Annotated in this window: 12 protein-coding genes; 8 read left to right on the top strand and 4 right to left on the bottom strand. The window is 43.3% G+C overall.

Annotation, left to right across the window (positions count from 1 at the left end; all coding sequences use genetic code 11):
* Nucleotides 1–439 precede the first annotated feature (439 nt).
* Together DRB05_RS13860 and DRB05_RS13855 are read right to left on the bottom strand one after the other, a co-directional pair.
* Nucleotides 440–3691: a S41 family peptidase gene (locus DRB05_RS13860; RefSeq protein WP_193554571.1), complete on the bottom strand. Its 3252-nt coding sequence runs from the start codon at nucleotides 3689–3691 to the stop codon at nucleotides 440–442.
* A gap of 154 nt (nucleotides 3692–3845) precedes the next feature.
* Nucleotides 3846–4643 (bottom strand): putative porin, encoded by a 798-nt coding sequence (locus tag DRB05_RS13855; RefSeq protein WP_128727477.1) that lies wholly within the window; start codon nucleotides 4641–4643, stop codon nucleotides 3846–3848.
* 169 nt (nucleotides 4644–4812) lie between these two features.
* Between DRB05_RS13855 and DRB05_RS13850 the strand changes: the two genes are divergently transcribed.
* The 8 genes from DRB05_RS13850 (at nucleotide 4813) to DRB05_RS13815 (ending at nucleotide 15869) form a co-directional block, all read left to right on the top strand.
* Nucleotides 4813–5199, top strand: a complete 387-nt coding sequence (locus tag DRB05_RS13850; RefSeq protein WP_128727476.1) for an STAS/SEC14 domain-containing protein — start codon at nucleotides 4813–4815, stop codon at nucleotides 5197–5199.
* Nucleotides 5200–5341: 142 nt separating this feature from the next.
* Nucleotides 5342–6034, top strand: a complete 693-nt coding sequence (locus tag DRB05_RS13845) for an SDR family oxidoreductase (RefSeq protein ID WP_128727475.1) — start codon at nucleotides 5342–5344, stop codon at nucleotides 6032–6034.
* A 106-nt stretch (nucleotides 6035–6140) separates the two neighbouring features.
* Nucleotides 6141–6797 (top strand): ABC transporter ATP-binding protein, encoded by a 657-nt coding sequence (locus tag DRB05_RS13840; RefSeq protein WP_128727474.1) that lies wholly within the window; start codon nucleotides 6141–6143, stop codon nucleotides 6795–6797.
* Nucleotides 6798–6801: 4 nt separating this feature from the next.
* On the top strand, nucleotides 6802–9255 hold the full coding sequence (locus tag DRB05_RS13835; protein WP_240036253.1) for an ABC transporter permease: 2454 nt from the start codon (nucleotides 6802–6804) through the stop codon (nucleotides 9253–9255).
* Entirely contained in the window at nucleotides 9245–10312 is a 1068-nt protein-coding gene (locus DRB05_RS13830; RefSeq protein ID WP_128727472.1) for a lipocalin-like domain-containing protein, read from the top strand. Before DRB05_RS13835 ends, DRB05_RS13830 begins: the two co-directional genes overlap by 11 nt.
* Nucleotides 10313–10496: 184 nt before the next feature.
* A complete protein-coding gene (locus DRB05_RS13825) occupies nucleotides 10497–13781 on the top strand; it encodes an MHYT domain-containing protein (RefSeq protein WP_128727471.1) in 3285 nt (1094 codons plus the stop codon).
* The gene (locus DRB05_RS13820) at nucleotides 13781–14764 is read left to right on the top strand and encodes an HD domain-containing phosphohydrolase (RefSeq protein ID WP_128727470.1); all 984 of its coding nucleotides are present in this window, start codon (nucleotides 13781–13783) and stop codon (nucleotides 14762–14764) included. The genes DRB05_RS13825 and DRB05_RS13820 overlap by 1 nt, the downstream gene beginning before the upstream one ends.
* A 418-nt stretch (nucleotides 14765–15182) precedes the next feature.
* Nucleotides 15183–15869 carry a porin gene (locus DRB05_RS13815; protein ID WP_128727469.1) on the top strand — a complete coding sequence of 229 codons (687 nt, stop codon included), beginning with the start codon at nucleotides 15183–15185 and terminating at the stop codon, nucleotides 15867–15869.
* Between the two features lie 51 nt (nucleotides 15870–15920).
* Here DRB05_RS13815 and DRB05_RS13810 read toward each other — a convergent pair whose 3' ends face one another.
* Nucleotides 15921–16451, bottom strand: a complete 531-nt coding sequence (locus DRB05_RS13810) for a GNAT family N-acetyltransferase (RefSeq protein ID WP_045963723.1) — start codon at nucleotides 16449–16451, stop codon at nucleotides 15921–15923.
* Entirely contained in the window at nucleotides 16451–17785 is a 1335-nt protein-coding gene (locus tag DRB05_RS13805; RefSeq protein WP_128727468.1) for an FAD-dependent oxidoreductase, read from the bottom strand. Before DRB05_RS13805 ends, DRB05_RS13810 begins: the two co-directional genes overlap by 1 nt.
* Between the last annotated feature and the right edge of the window lies 1 nt (nucleotide 17786).

The raw sequence follows: 17786 nt of genomic DNA, 5'->3' as shown, positions 1-17786 counted from the left end.
AAGGGTACATTGAATATAGCATATCTTCACAGGTAGCCTGAGTTTCGATAGTTAGTGTTTTTATAGCAGTCTGTTTAGCACTTACTACGACAGTCATCGTGTCTTGCTTACAGGTTATAGTAGATAGCAGGACGCGAAAGTGGGGTTATCTCCACAGCTCTCTTGCTGTTCAAGGAAATAATTTAAGGGCATTTAACAACAATAAAGAGCCCGCTCACTATCTAACACCAGATTAAATGTTTTATTTGTTCTGTTTATTTATACACTTTAATTCGGACTGGTGTAGTGTTTGTTGCGTTTAGTTGAATCTTTTTTGACTTAAATCAGACACAGTCAGTGAGGAATTTTGAACACTAGCGCTAAACTACTCTTAAGGGGCTGTGTGTTCGATGTTTTTGTAGTTAATATAGGCAGGCGCGATGGCCTGCCTGATAGTGGATTAAAACTTAGACGGTGCTGGAGGCACTGTCAGTGCTTTCTTCGGGTTATCTTTTAACTCCTGCAATAGCTCTTTTACCGCACGCTCGACCGACGGGTCTTTACCTGCATGAACCAGCTCTGGTCTATCGATCACTTCGATATCAGGGCTGACGCCCTCATTTTCGATGATCCAATTGCCTTCATTATCAAGAATGCGGAAGGTTGCAGCGATAACCTGACCTCCGTCAACAAGACTTGGATTACCTGAGATACCGATAAGGCCACCCCAAGTGCGAGTACCAATTAGTTTGCCAAGACCTGCCTGACGGAAGTAATAAGGTAGAGCATCACCGCCTGAACTTGAATAGCCGTTGATCAACATCGCTTTTGGACCATCGTGAGCAAATTGTGGAGTTTTTGTTGGCTCAACACCACGACGTTTCCAGTAATTAAGCGGTTTACGAGCAAGCCAAGTGATCATGTGCTCGGGGATAAAGCCGCCACCGTTATATCGGTCGTCGATGATCAGCGCATCTTTACTCGTTTGTGGCATAAAGTTCTTAAATAATGAACGGTTACCATCATAATGAGTATTTGGTAGGTGAACGTAGCCAATCTTACCGTTTGATAATTTATCCACATAGTCAGCGCGTGATTGAACCCATGCCATATAACGTAAGCCTTGTTCGCTGGCGACAGGTTTTACCGTGGTTTTCCAGCTATCATCAGCGCTTGGCGATTTACTCAATACCAACTCAACTTGCTCGCCTTGGGTATTTTCAAGTAGCTCGTAAAAGTTAACTACGTCTTTTACCGAGCGACCATTTACCGAGATGATGTAATCTCCCGCTTTGGCATTCACGCCGGTTTCGTCGAGTGGTGAACGGTAGTCTTCATGCCAGTTCTCACCTTTGTAGATACGCTCAATTTTTACGTAGCCAGACTGATGAGCGCTTATTTCTGCGCCAAGTAAACCATGCTTTTTGCGTTCGGCTGTTGGGGCATCACCAGATTGTACATAAATGTGACCTGCATTGATTTCACCCGCAATTTCACTAAGTACATAGTCTAAGTCGCTACGGTGTGCGACAGCGCTGGCAAGTGGTTGATATTTATCTAAAATTTCATCCCAATCTTGACCGTGGTGATGCTCGTCGTAGAACCAATCACGTAATGTACGCCAGCCTTCCACATACATTTGTTGCCATTCAACTTTAGGGTCGATTTTCAGTGTCATCTTAGATAGGTCAAGCTGACTGCTCTTTAAGTCCTGTTTTGGCTTAGGCGCGATAACACTGTAATTATTGCCAGCACGAGCAATTAGATGCTTACCACCAGCGGCAACCTTATAGCTGCTTACCCCTTCGGCAACCGTCTCTAGTTTGCTATCGGGTTCTGTGCCTAGGAGCTTCAAGGCACCGCCCGTTAAGGTTAGTACGCCACCTTCAACACCTGTAAGCGAACCGTAGTTACCCGCTGGGGCTGAGAGTGATACAACCCGCGACATAAAGCCGTTGGCCTCAATATAATTTTCTTGTTTGTCACTGTCTTTTTTCGTCTCGCCGTCTGATTGAATGCTTAGCTCATCACTTTCAAACGCGTTTAATGGCTTGATATGACTATTCACCGCAACGCTATAAATGCGTGTGGCATTATTAAACATATAATCAAATTCATAGCTGCTAAAGGTGAGGTTATAGTCGCGCTCAGAAGTGAAATAAATGTAGTTACCGTCAGGAGAGAAAGTCGGGTTACGCTCACTGGTCATGTTGTCAGTCAGCCGAGTGATCTTTTTATCCTCAGTATTATAGTGCCAAAGCGAGGCGTAGCGGTTTTCATTGTTCTTAACAAAAACAATATCTTCACTATTTGGCGACCATGTATATTCGGTTAAACCATCTTCGTCGTATTTGGCGGTGTCAATTTTATGCATATCGCCAGATTTCGCATCAACCCACCATAGCGTATGGTTTTTATCAGCAAAGAGCAGTTTGCTGCTATCAGCCGACCAAATTGGCGTAAAGCGCCAGATGGTACCATTGTCGGTTAACTGGATGGTTTTGTTGTTATTTGCTCTATCTTTTAGATAGATCTCATATTCACCTGTTTTATCGCTCATGTAGGCAATATAACGACCATTTGGTGACCAGCTAGCTTCAATTTCGCGGCCTTCTGGCGTGTAAGAAAGATTGCGGGTTGGGCCCTGTTTTACTGGGACTGAGAATAGCTCACCACGGGCAGTAAACAATGCACGCTTACCATCGTGTGATATATCCATTGAATCAATAAAGTCGCTAACGTTTTTACTATATGGCATGGCATATTGACGCACACCTGAAACATCAATTTTTAGCTTCTTCGCGGTCTTTGTCGCTTCGTCAAAGCGATATAAATAACCGCCATTTTCATAGACAATGGCATCTGGTCCAGCTGATGGCCAAAGCACGTCAAAGTCTTTGTGGTCAGTCATTTTTATCGGTGACTTACCATCGCGATATTTATAGAGGTTGAGCGTGTAGTCACGATCAGACACGAAGTAAATACTGTCATTCACCCAAGTTGGTTGCTGATCGGTTGCTTTGTCAGTCGTAAGTTGTTTGGACGTATTGTTTTCAAGATCGTAAATCCAGACATCCTGTGCTCGACCACCACGAGAACGTTTCCAGGTTCTAAACTCTCTGTCGATTGGTGTGTAAACATACTTGCTACCATCAGGGGAGAGCATACCACCACCGGTTTCTGGGATGGCCATCGGCTGCTCAAGTCCACCCTCTACTGGCACCATATATGGGCGACCCATACGTTTGCCCCATGGTGTGCGATTTGCTCTAAAAACGATATGTTTGCCGTCAGGCGTCCAGTCCATCACACGATAATCAAAACCACCGCGGGGAGGCATTGGGCCAACGTCGTTATAATATGTGAGTTGTTTTAAACCAGAACCATCGGCATTGATCACATAGATCTGACGGCTGCCATTATATTCAGCGGCAAAAGCGATTTTGCTGCCATCTGGTGAGAACTTGGGGAAAGTTTCAAAACCTACATGGTCGGTCAATCGTTGGCTTTTACCTGAATTGGTATCTGCAATATAAATGTCGCCAGCGTACACAAAAGTGACTTTATCTTTGTGAATATCTGGAAAGCGGAGTAGGCGAGTATCTTCTGTCTGATACGCCGAAACAAAAGGCGCGGCTGCCGTAGCAATAGCGAGCACGAGTGTTTTTATCTTCATCATAATATAGGCATTTCCGTTATAATTTTGATACATAATAACGATTGGGAAGTGAAATGCACCCAATTTAGATGAGTAGCTTGTTTCAAAATGTGAAAAAACACCCCACCGCGGAGTGTGGTCGCGATGAGATGTTGAGTAGTTGGGGGAGTATCAATGAGGTACTGGTGTACCTCAAGATTGTGTCAACTTAGAACTGTGCAACAAAAGTTAGGTTGCTTGTTTCGCCGCCATCTGTGTCAACAACACTACCTTTAAGGTAGTAAGTGTCATTGAAGAAGTATTTAGCTTCTACCGCTAGGTCTGAGTCATATGAACCTAGACCAAGCGCAAAGTTGCGAGTGAAGTAGTAGTTTGCAAGTACGTTTGTTACAGAGTCATCTACAAAATCTGTATCAATGCGATTGTGTTCTACGTCGATTGTGAAGTAGCTTTCACCACCTACATGCATGAAGTAGCGTGCACTTAGGTTTAGATAATCAAATTCGTCTTCAGTTTCAACAGTGAAACCAATGTAATCTGTAGAATTTAGTTCGTGATTATACTCAGCTTTGAACCAAGTTACGTCACCATATTCAAACTCTTCGTGGCGAACGCTTAGTTTTAGGCTGTCGTTGTATAGGTAACCAAAACCGATAGAGTAATGGTCGTCAGCCTCGCCAAGATCTGCGATGCTACCAGTTACAAACCATTCTTTAGTAATGAAGCCTTCACCACGCGCTGAGAAAGCATTTGAATAATCATCGTTAAAGTAACTTACGCCTACATTGCTGTCCGTATCAAGGTAGCCAAAGTCATCCCATACGCCTACTGATTCTTGAGGTGCGAAGAAATAGCGAGAAGAAAGCATCAGTGCGCTGTTGTCAGAGCCGTCATAATCTGTATAACTAGCAGTGTTGAACCACTCTTTTTGTACGTTACCAGTGTTAGCCTGAGCTGCTGCTGAAACAAGTAGTGAAACAGCTGCGATAGATAGTAGTTTTTTCATAGTCATCCCTTTAATTTCCATATATTGAGCTACATCGACTCAACGGCGCGCATGGTAGTATTAGAAATCTGAACGGAAGCTGACCGTAATGAAAAAAGTTTGGATGTTGGCAAAAAGCTGAGACTTAATTATGCTTTTTGTCTATGAGATAAACGTAACGGAAGAGAGCATGACCAATCCATTCCATGGCATATCAATAGGCACTGAACGCTTTGGAGATGATATTTATCTCACACTTAAGCCGACAGGTAAACTCACTCATGAAGATTATGTTGTTATTACACCAATAATTGAGAGTGCACTGAAAGCAGTAACAAAGCCTAAAATCTATGTGTTTCTTGATGCGACTGATTTTGAAGGTTGGGAGCCAAGGGCTATGTGGGACGACTTCCGGCTCGCCTATGAACATAGTACTGAATTTGCCAAGGTAGCATTATATGGCGGTAAAAATTGGCATCGACTTGCTGCAACAATAGGTAACTGGTTTGTTACTGGTAAAGTGAAGTATTTTGATGATAAAGAAGATGCGCTGAAGTGGGTTAATGAGAGAGATTGATTTAAGTTGAATTAAATTCATTATATATGCGTTGTGGCTCGAGACACTATTCAGATGTGCAAAAAGTGGATTATTCAACCTATCATCAGTATAGTGAATTAACACCATTGGCTTTTGTCATAACGGCTTAGGAGCTTCTACTGTGAAAAAAATACTGATCACTGGTGCGAACCGCGGTATTGGATTTGCGTTAACTAAAACCTATCTACAGGCCGGTTGGCATGTATTAGCGACTTGTCGAGACCCACTTATTGCTACAGAGCTGAATTCTCTCGCACCAACTTTTCCTGAACTCCAAGTATTTGCCTTAGATGTCACTAATTTCGACCAGATGGAAGAGTTAAGTGAGAAACTGGCCCCTGTTGCCATTGATATCGTTATCAACAATGCGGGTATTTATGGGCCGAAAGGCTACGCATTTGGTGAAACCGATATAGAAGCGTGGCGAGAGGTGATGGAGGTTAATGTCTTTTCCACCATGCGACTTGCAGAACTATTTTACACTCACCTTTACAATGGTAATGAAAAGATTTTTGCGGCCATTTCCTCAAAGGTAGGCAGCCATACCATGAATACCAAAGGTGGTGGCTATATTTATCGCAGTTCGAAGGCAGCGTTAAACTCAGTGATAAAAAGCTTGTCTAATGATCTACTAAGTGAAGGGATCCGCACCGTTGCGCTTCACCCCGGTTGGGTCCAAACCGAAATGGGAGGCTCTAACGCGTTAATCACTCCAGACGAGTCTGCCAGTGGGATCTATTCAGTACTATCTCATTTTGTGGATGCACAAAGCGGTGGCTTTTATGACTATAAAGGTGATGCTATTCCTTGGTAATAAACAGATAACTAATTGCGTTAACAAGAGAAATAAAATACTCTGCTACTTAACGAAACAGGTAAATTAAGTAGTGCCTGCATAGTAGTAAAGGAATGTACATAAAGTGGTAGAAGTTCAAAATTTGGTCTTCACACGCCGTGATGGTGAGATGCATCGAGCTGTTTTAGATAAGCTCAGTCTTAGTATCGCGGCTAAAGAACAGGTTGCTATTGTTGGTGATAGTGGGTCGGGTAAAACTACACTGATCCATCTTATTGGTGGCTTGTTAAGACCTGACGATGGCAGGATTATTGTTGAGGGGCATGATATTGCTCAGTTAAATGACACCGAGCAAGCGCTATATCGTCGCAGTCTGGGCATGATATTTCAACACTATCAACTGCTTGCTCCTCTATCTGTCTATGACAATATCGTCTTCCAAGCACAGCTCAATCAATTGACCCCCAAACAAAGTGATGTCAATGCACTGGCCGAGCGCTTGGGGATTTTGCATAAATTAACTGCCTATCCTCAGCAATTGTCAGGAGGGGAGCAGCAACGAGTTGGTATCGCGCGCGCCATGATCAACAAACCTAAGTTACTATTGGCTGATGAGCCGACAGGAAACTTAGATGCTGCAAAGAGCGAAGAAGTGGTATCACTGCTGCGTGAGCTGTGTGAAGAGCAAGGCGTTAACTTGCTTATGGTTACGCACAGCCAACATCTCGCTGACAGCCTCGATAGAAAAATCACCATTCAAAATAACCGTGCTTATGGCTAAAACAATGAAGCGCCTAAGTGCATTATCAGAAGTTCGACTTGTACTCTTTGTTTTTATCCAATTTTACAAAAAACATCTTTGGTTGTTTTTGCTGTTCGTCTTTGGCTTGTCTTTGGGCAGTGCTTTGCTTGGTTCAATTCAAGGACTAAACCAAGAAGCAACGGAGCGCTACCAGCAAACCAGTGCGCTTATTAGTAATCCCATAAGTCATTTTGTGCGCCCAAGCGCAGGCCGAGATATGTTAACTACAGACGTGTGGCAAGCGCTTCGAAGCGCTGGCATCGTTTCGGCTGAGCCAGTTTTGGAAGGTGTATTGACTCTGCCGAACGGTAAAGGACTTCGCATTAAAGGAGTAAATACTTTGCAATGGCTTTCTGCGCCTAAAACACAATCACGGGGAGGCAGGTCAGGTAATCAATCAGCACCATTGCAGTTCGGGTTTAATACTATTTATGTATCTGACACGATGGCTCAACGGCTGTTGCTCAGTAATCATGAAGCGCTCAAGCTTTTTGATGTGGATGTGCATTTCGTCATTTTATCAGAGCTTGCAGATGGTATAGCATTAGCCGATATTGCATTAGTTGACTATTTACTGAATTCGTCAGGTCGAATTAGTTATATAGAGATCTCAAACTCCGTATTAGACGAAGCAAAAGTTAGGAAGATCATAGGTGACGAAGCACAGTTGCAAAATGCGCAAGCGCAGTCTTTCGATTCGTTGTCAAAGGCGTTTTTCTTCAACCTGCAAGCCCTCGCACTTCTTGGCTATCTGGTCGGTGCTTTCTTGAGTTTTAACGCTATAAAGCTGTGTCTGCACGCGAGAAAAAAACTACATCAGCAGCTCACACTACTCGGGTGTATTCAATCAAATGTGGTCGCAGCTGTAGTTATTGAGGTGCTCATCTTAAGCTTGATTGCTGCACTGGTGGGTGCAGGTGTGGCTTTCTTGGGGGCAAACCTACTGGTGAGCGAGATCTCTATGGCGTTAGAGAGTTTATTTGCATTAGATAGGCATTTACCGGTTCATTTCAGTTGGTTAGTCGTACTGCAAGCATTCATATTAAACCTTTTAGTGCTGGCAAGTGTGGCCTATTGCCAGGTAAAACCTATCACTTTTTATAACTCTTGGCAGAGTAAACTAGCCAGTGGAATTTTACTGGTTGTGGTTGCAGGGTACTTTTATATTGATAGTGACGCGCCATTGCATGCGCTTGGTTTATGTCTTTGCCTTCTGTTGCTCTTTTTTATGATAACACCAGTGGTACTTCGAGCCGCGTTCAAACGTATTTCAACTCAGCACCCATTAGTCAAATGGATGAAAGCTGACAGTGGCGAGCAGATCAGAGTACTTGCAATCAGTGTTTATGCCGTATTGCTTGCGGTTGGCACTTCTGTTGGGTTGCAAATTATGGTGAGCAGTTTTAGTTCTGCTTTGCAGATCCATTTAGATGGTCGTCTTAGCGCGGACCTGTATGTGAGGCCTAGCAAAGTATCTGACGCGCAATATCAATGGCTGTTAAACCATAAGGAAATCGATAAGGTTGGCGTATTCTGGCGCGCAGAGATAAATTATGACCTGAATTCAAATCCACGAGACACTCTACCTGCGAGTTTGATGAGCTTTGGTAGCTCTGGTGAACATCACCACAACCTTACTTTGCTTTCGGGAACTTCGCCTAAAAGTGATGCGCTTTATTACGATGCGAATAATAACGTGAGTGGGTGTCTTGCCAACGAGCCAAGTAAGCTATTGTATGGCGTTCAGTTGGGACAGCGTGTTCAGTTGCAACAAGGCAAGAGATATATTGACTGTGAAATAACGGGGTTTTATTACGATTATGGTGAACAGCGTGCCGTATTCGTCGCCGTTAGTGACGCGATTAAAAATGCTGGCTTTAACTATGAGGCATATGGCTTCTCAATTGTTCTAAAGCCAGAGGTTGATACCGCTTTATTTAAACAAAAAGTGATGCAGCAATTTCATCTAAATGATTCTCAAGTGGTTCAGAATCAGCGCTTTAAACAGTACGCGACGCGTCTGTTTGAACATACGTTTTACGCGACGCATGCCTTAAATTTAATGATAGTTGCCATTGCGCTATTTGGGTTGTGGGTATCATTGCTCACACTCGGTGCTAAGCAAATTCGCCCGTTGGCTATATTAAAAACGTTAGGTGTCACCACTTGGCAAGTGTTTGCGATCAAATTAGTACAGAGCGCTATGATTTTGCTTGTGAGTTTAGTAATGGCGACGATACTTGGGGGGATGCTCGGGTGGATTTTACTTAAATTTGTAATGCCAATTGGATTCGGCTGGACGATCCCTTTTCTATTACCCTATATGGACATCACGGTTTTTATCACGCTTATTTTTGGTTTAGCTTTGTTTGTTAGTGTAGTGCCTCTACTCAAACTGAGTCGTTATGATACTGCGGATCTGCTGTATGAAGATTAATCCTGTTATCGCTTTATTGTTGTTGTTCTTGGTAGCCGGTTGCACACCAGAATTATCACAAGTACCTGCTTCAAAAAATGATTTTTTCAATCTTGAGTTAGGTGAACCGGTCTCTCCCTCATATCAGTTAAGTTTTCCGTTTGATCATGGCAGTCATCCTGAGCAAGGCATTGAGTGGTGGTATGTTACTGCAAACTTAAAAAGTGATTCAGGACAAGAGTTTGGTGTTCAATGGACGTTATTTCGAACCTCCGTTGCTAACGTTCAATACGTTAGTCCTTGGTGGGATAATGAGCTCTATTTTGCGCATTTTGCAATTCAAGATAATACTAGTCATCAAGCATTCGAACGTTACGGCAGAGCAGGGCAAGTAAAAATTCAAGCTAACCCATTTGTCACACAGCTAGATAATTGGTATTTGCGCAGCGAGACGGAAACATTTTTTCCATTAACGCTTCATGCTGAGCAAGAGAAAAACCGTGCTAATTTAACGCTTGATACAAGCCCAATGGTACTACATGGAAAGAATGGCTACAGTGAAAAAACATCCGATGGTCATGCCTCTATGTATTATAGCTACCCTTTCTTAACGGTTAAGGGCGAGCTCACTTTTCAAGGTGAAACACATCGAGTAAGCGGTGATGCCTGGCTAGATAGAGAATGGTCTTCCTCGTTTATCAGTAAAGCACAACGGGGGTGGGATTGGTTTAGCATTCGTGGTCAAAACAGGTCGAATGGTGCACTAATGGTATTTTGCATTCGTGATAATCAGCAATTTTACAAAGACTGTCGAGGCACCGAAATTTCAGTTGAGGGTAGGGCGAGCGAAATCGGGCATAAGGATATTCAATTAAGTGTTTTAGAGCAGGTTTCGTTAGATGGCGTGAGTTATCCATTTAAGTGGCAATTACGGCTAAAGCACAAGTCACCTATTCTAATAGAAAGCATAAATCGTGATGCGAGAAACCAGCTTACAATCCCATATTGGGAAGGAAGAGTAAAAGTTTCTGGCGGCTATATTGGTGAGGGATACGCTGAGTTAGTTGGATACGAATAACCTACTCTGTATTGATTATACCGAATAGTCTGTACCCATATTTTTATGTAACGCCGCTCATGAGATAGTGCTAGACCAAAAGAAACAAGAATTTATCCTGAAATCTTGTTTTGGCAACGATTTTTTCTGTCAAACTCGGTCCTAGAAAGCTAGACTCTAAGAATATCTTACTATCCGTGTTGCTATGTTAAATACGTTTTTTGTAACCGACCCCGCACCTGAGTTGCTACTTAACGGAACTTACGATGCTACGCTTGTAGCGTTATCTTTGCTGGTGGCTGTTATTGCCTCATTTTTTACGCTTATTCAGATCGACTTTGCAGAGCAAAATCAAAACAGTCGTATAAATCGGCTCGCAAAATTTGGCGGTGCTGTGGCCATGTCTGGTGGTATTTGGAGTATGCACTTCATTGGCATGTTGGCGTTTTCGCTCTGTGTTGAAGTGGATTACGATCCTTGGCTTACTGCGGCATCGATCTTCCCCGCTTTTTTAGGCTGCTGGGTTGCATTTGACCTGATAACTCGACCAAATGTGACACTGGTGATCAAGGGTATCGCCGCTGTTATTTTGGGAGCCGGTATTGGTACTATGCATTACAGTGGCATGGAAGCCATGCAGCTTGGACCTATGCTGGGTTATGATCCTACACTTTTTGGTTTATCAATTGTTGTTGCAGTGTCACTTGCCTTCATTGCAATTCAAGCGAGAAGTAAACTGCGCGATTATGTCAGCGATAACAATACCAGCATGGTCAGATGGTTAGGAGCTTTAGCGCTTGGTGCATCGGTATCGGGAATGCACTATACAGGTATGCAGGCGGCGAAGTTTGTATCGGACTCACCAGTTATTAGCCTAGAGATGCAAGAGCAGCACACGCAATCACTTGCGCTGTTCATTGCCGCCGTCAGTATGATCATTAGTGCTTTATCCGCGCTTATTCATACAGCTAGCAAGTACCGTTCGGTTGCAGCAGACAAAGCTGCGAATGAATCCAGGCTTGCAGCTATTCTAGAAACGGCAGTTGATGGGATCATCACTATCAACGGTGAAGGGATCATTAAGAGCTGCAACCCATTATTTGAACGAATTTTGGGGTGGTCTGAGCAAGAAACGCTTGGCCGCAATGTTGCCGTATTTTTGCCTAAACCTAAAGAAGCGCAAACAGACATAGCCTTCGACACCGCTTATCTTGAGCGATTTAAAGGGGTTGGCCGTGAGGTAAAGGCGCTGCACAAGCAAGGGCATCTAGTGCCTATTCGGCTGGGAGTTGGTGAGGTTGAGTTAAAAGATCAAAGCGCGTTTTATGTTGGCTTTATTACAGATTTAACAGCGCAAAAGCAAATGGAAAAAGCGCTGATTGAACAGGAAGCGCGTTATCGAACGCTGTTAAATAACATGCCTGGTGTCGCTTTTCGCTGCAATATTGATAGCGACTGGACTCTATCTTTCGTAAGCCCCATTGTGGAACAGCTTACTGGCTATCGGGCAGAGGAATTTATGTCGGGGCAAGTCCATTTTGCGAGCTTGATTGTGGAGGACGACATCAGTTTAACTCACGATATCGTTGAACAAGCGCTGCAGTGTGGCAAAGCGAGTTATTCTTTGGAATATAGGATATTACACAAATCTGGCCATACCAAGTGGGTACTTGATAAAGGCTCATTTGAGTATGATCAAGCGGGTAAGGTCGAAGGGATCGCTGGCGTATTGCTCGATATTAGTGAGCGTAAACACATGGAAGACGAATTACGTGCCGCGAAAAGTATTGCTGAGAGTGCGGCAGCTTCTAAGCAGGCGTTTTTAGCTAACATGAGCCATGAGATCCGCACTCCGATGAATGCTATTTTAGGATTCAGTGAAGTGCTTAAAGAGTCTGAGCTGAAGTCTGATCAAAGTAGGCATGTAAATACCATACTGACAAGCGCAAAGGCGTTGCTGCACTTACTTAACGATATTTTAGATTCAGCTAAGCTGGACCAAGGCAAACTCGATCTGGTTGAAAATGATTTCTGTCTATCTGAGCTACTTGATAACGTGGTATCCACATTTTGGTATCAAGCAAAGAAAAAAGGCTTAAAACTTGAGCTCACAATGAGCCGTGACTTACATCAAACCTATCATGGGGCTTCAGACCGGTTACGGCAAGTATTGGTAAATTTGTTGGGTAATGCGATCAAGTTTACGGCTCAAGGCGTTGTAGAGCTTTACGTTGAGGCATCTCATGACAATCATGTACTATTTAAAATCACGGATACGGGCATAGGGATAGCTAGCGACCGGTTAGACTCCATTTTTAGTCCGTTTGAGCAAGCTGATGAAAGTATGAGTCGCCGCTTTGGTGGTACAGGCCTTGGCACAACCATTAGTCGCCAGCTAGTCGAGCTAATGGGCGGGAAAATATGGGCACTTAGTGAGCTTGGTAAGGGGTCTACTTTTTATTTCACAGTGCCACTGAATAAAATTGAGGCATTCGCAGTCACACAGGATGTCCATGTTGAGCTTCCCCCGTTAAGTATCTTAGTTGCTGATGATATTCAACAAAATACCGAGTTGTTGAGCTTATTACTTGAAAAGCAAGGTCATAGTATAGAGGTCGCAGGAGATGGGCTTGAGGCCGTCGAAAAAGCCAAAGCGCAGCAATACGATCTTATTCTAATGGATATTCATATGCCCGGTTGTGATGGGCTTGAAGCGACGCGGGCTATCAAAGCATATGAACGAGACAATAGGCAACAAGAGACACCGGTAATTGCTCTAACTGCGAGTGTGTTGGGCGAGGATAGAGCAGCAGCAAAGGCTGCTGGTATGGCTGCATTTGCCTCAAAGCCTGTGGTGATTGAAGATCTAACTCGTACAATTGCTGAGACGCTCAATATTAATATTGCTCGTACGGCGATTGGTTTAAGGCAAGCCACCAACAAACAGCTGATTAACCGAGCTCGTGCGGTAAATTTATGGGGCAGTGAGACTCGGTTTTTGAAAGAACTAGCTCGCTTTTGGGATAACAAGAGAGAAGAAGTAGTAGCACTCTTTGCTCACGAAGGTCAGTTTACGAGTGATGTACTGCAGAATATTCATACCATTAAAGGAATTGCTGGAAACTTGGCTTTGGAGACACTGTTTGCTCTGCTAGAGCAAATAGAGAGTAAAAAGGGAATTGACGAACGGCTGAGGGCCAAATTGGCACTCATTATTGAAAAACTTGACGATGTTGTTGGGCTAAGTGATGAAGAAGTCGTAACCAACGCATTGAGTGAGGGTGATGTTTTTTTGTTTAAGCAAAACTTACCACGAGTAAAGGAGATGATAGATGAGTCGCAAGTTGAAGATGATGTGCTAGACGCATTGTTAGAAAGTGCTCCTCTTGCTCACCGAAGCCAGGTAGAGGCGTTGAAACATGCATTGGATGATTTTGAATTTGAACGTGCGGAGGAAATTCTTGCACAATTAATGAGTACTGATGTGTAATGATAAATGACCATAAGCCTCTGATTTTAGCCGTTGATGATGAAGCGACAAACCTGCAAATTCTAAAACAAACGCTCGGCAATCAATACCGTATGAAGTTTGCAAAGTCAGGAAAATTGGCCTTGGAGCTAGTAGATAAGGAACTACCCAATTTAATTTTACTCGATGTCATGATGCCAGAGATGACTGGCTTTGAAGTCTGCTCTAAATTAAAAGAAGACCCTATCACAGCAAGGATCCCAGTGATTTTTGTGACCGCCTTGAGCGAAGAGTTTGATGAAACTAGGGGCTTTGAGTTAGGTGGTGTTGACTACATCACAAAGCCAATCAGCCCCGCTATAACCAGAGCACGAGTGAAAACGCACTTGTCTTTGGTAAGTGCGACTGAGCTTAAAAGTGCGTATGTCGAATTGATGCAGCGCCTAGGTCAGGCGGCTGAATATAAAGACAATGAAACAGGGCAGCACATAGCTAGAATGAGCCGCTACTGTTATGTGCTTGCTAAAGCTTGCGGTCTACCAGAAGCGTATGCAGAAGATTTGATGTTGGCCGCCCCGATGCACGATATTGGCAAAGTCGGTATTGCTGACAGCATTTTGCTGAAACCCGGACGTTTAAATGCCGAAGAATATGAGGTGATGAAACAGCACGCTGAATTGGGTGCGAATATACTAGCGGACTCCGAGTCCAAACTCGTCAAACTTGCATATCTCATGGCAATGGAGCACCATGAGAAGTTTGACGGTAGTGGCTACCCAAAAGGATTAAAGGGGGAAGAAATCTCACTTGAAGGAAGGATCTGCGCACTTGCAGACGTATTTGATGCACTCACTTCAAAGCGCCCATACAAAGAGGCTTGGTCTATTGAAAAGGCATTGGCTTTTATCCATTCTGAAAGTGGTAAGCACTTTGACCCAAAATTAGTTGAATTGCTGGGTGAAAAATTACCAGAAATTCTAAAAATTAAAGCCCAGTATGACTAAAGGTTGTTTGTCTCTGCTGACACACAGTTTGATTTGAATGACCATCGTCTTATTGATATTTATGGTGGCTATCCTATGCATATATTGAACACAGCTTATTCTGGCTGAGATGGGATATCGTTTTACCAATAATATTTGCACAAACGTGAGCGATAGAAATGCTGAGGCCTATAATACCGTCAGTCTAAATTTGGGGTATGACAATGCCCCGTCATGGCGTCCACTTCCAAATGTCCTAGCTAATTTTCGTCCACTTGGATGACGACACTGAGCTAAACTCGATAAAGTTAACGCTTTGATTAATAGTAACAAGTTTTGTTACAAAGTCATTTTGTATTTGTTTTAGGTTCTGGTTGTATTTATATGTAATTTCAGTAGTATGCGCCACGAATTAAATACGAGAATGATGGAGTGGATCGTGAATTCAACTTTAAAGCAAGTGGCATTAGTATCAGCACTATTTGCATCAACAGCCTGTCTAGCAAACTCAACAGACTTCGTTGAACTAGGCTACGGAAAAATCACGCTTGATGGCGTTGATGAATTCAAGCCTACGGGTATCGCAGTTACGGTCAACAAGGCTTTTGACGGCTTTTATCTTCAAGGTACTTATGCGGCATTAAGTGATGACTTTAATGATACTTTAATCGAAAGCGATTATTACGCAAATATAGAGGCAAGGGTTAAAGTTGAGACTGATTTAAATTATCTTACCCTTTTAGTTGGTCATCAATTTGATGTAACAGATGCAGGTTTTGTTGATGTATATGGTGGTTATTCTAGATATAAATTAGAACTAGATTATTCAGGCATCACAAATATTACATCTAACGATGGTTACCGTTATCAAGAAAGCTTCTCTGATAAAGATAGTGACACGAGTGATCATTACCATATCGAAGCTGCCTACGAGCATTCGTTTGGAGATCTGAATGCGCGCGTTGGTCTCGGTGTTGAGCGCATTCAAGACGATGAAAGCGAAACTAACTTTGTATACTTAGCCAAGCTTAGTTACCAATTTACCGACAGCATCTCAGCCAATATCAGCTATAGAAATGTAGACGAATACGATAATTTTGGTGTGAACTTAAGATATAGCTTTTAAGCGAGCGAGATACAGTCGCTAACCGGCGGCTGTATCTATACATCTTTTATGTTACCTTTGCGCGACATTCGACAAGTGTTTTAAAGTGTCAGATGAACGGAAAACGTTATTTTCAATTTCCCACTCATAGAACGTAAACGTAAATTTTCCAACGTTAGTTAACCCATACTTCTCATAAAATAGGTTTGCTTGATTCTCTACCCAAGTATAGAGCCAAAAACAAGGGCCGAGTTTTATAGAAGCATAGTTCATTAGCTGAGAACCTACTCCTTTCCCCTGAAAATGTCTTAACACATATAGCTTTTCAATTTCATAACCATAATCTTCGTTATTATAATCTGAGTTGTGATTGGTCAGAATGAAACCTAAAAGGTGACCGTTTTGCTCAGAAACGAAAATATTAAACTCGGGCTTTTCAATGCGTTCCAAAAAGTAAGCCGATGAAAAAGTTTCTAGCGCGAATTGAGCATACTCATGACGGATCCCTTTTTGCGCATAGGTATCAAGCCAAACTTGAATAGATATCGCTGCAAGTGTCACTGCATCAGAGGGAACTGCCGGACGAATAGTAACGTTGAGCATTACGTAACCCTGTCCATTATTTGTGCATATTGGTAATACGCGAGTTGACCTACTCTCCGTAATCGTGGCATTGGAAACTTGGGTAGTGGTTTCGTATAGATAGGTAAATTAGGTACTTTACGACCCATTAACTGCTCAGCGAGACGAATACTTGCCTGTGCACTAAACGCCACACCTGAGCCGCAATACCCAAGTACATATCCGGTGTTATTTTCACTGTAGATATGGGGAAGATCATCAAGCGCGGCGGCAATATAACCACTCCAAAAATAATCTACTCTAGCATTGAGGTTAGGAAAGCAGTCGTTAAGTGCTGAGCGCAAGTTATGTTGATATTTTGCATTGTCCTGATCATGTCCAAACACCGCGCCTCGCCCACCAAACAAAATACGGTTGTCGGGAAGGCGACGATAGTAGTATTTAAGCCGTCTGGTATCCATGACAACTTGTTCTGTCATTAAGCCCTTGGCAGCAAGTTGCTCATCACTAAGAGGTTCAGTCACGATAATGCTACTTAAAATAGGCAAGTAACGCCCTTGAGTTAACGGCGAAAATTGTCGTTGAGCGTAGGCATTCGCTGCGATCACCACCTTATTTGCTGAAACTTTGTGGCCGTTCACTTCTAGCTGGTGGTTGCCATTTGGGTTCTGGTGGTGGGTGACCAGGCTATTTTCGTAAAGTTGCACACCAGCTTGTTGAGCTAATGCCTTATAACTTAGCAACAGCTTCAAAGGGTGAATACCAAACGCGTTGTCAAATCGCAATGCACCAAACCCTTGTTGGTTGTGCATATACGTTTCGGTCAGTTGTTGCTGAGACAGTAACTGATGGTTCTTGCTACCCATAGTCGCAGTGAGAAATTCAGACTGCGCTTTTAGTAGCGAAAATGCTTGCTGATTGTGTGCAACTTTCAAATAACCCGATGCCTGCACATTGCAGTCAATATGCTTGGTGTCGATATGCCCACGGACTAAGGCAACGGCATTGTTGTATTCTTGATATATGGCTTTACTGACAGCTAAACCATACTTTTTGGCCAGTTGCGCATAGCCAAGTCGGCCCGTACTGGGTAGCACAAACCCTGCATTTCTCGCGCTCGCGCCAAAGCCAACTTGATTTGCTTCAAATAGGGCAACGCTTTGATGGTGAGTGGTTGCCAAGTGGTAGGCGGTAAGTAAGCCCGTAAAGCCACCACCGATCACCGCAATATCTACTTGTAACGGTTTATCTAGTGAAGGGGTGGGCGCACCTAAAGGGCAAGTTGCAGCCCAGTAACTGTTAGCAAAAGCTTGGCCTTGGCAATGTGGCTGAGTGAGAGGATCAAATCCTGACATT

Origin of the sequence: Pseudoalteromonas sp. A757 (genome assembly GCF_004103285.1) — a bacterium.
Lineage (GTDB): Bacteria > Pseudomonadota > Gammaproteobacteria > Enterobacterales > Alteromonadaceae > Pseudoalteromonas > Pseudoalteromonas galatheae.
Note: the sequence above shows the minus strand (reverse complement) of the source record. Positions and strands in the feature narration are given on the sequence as shown.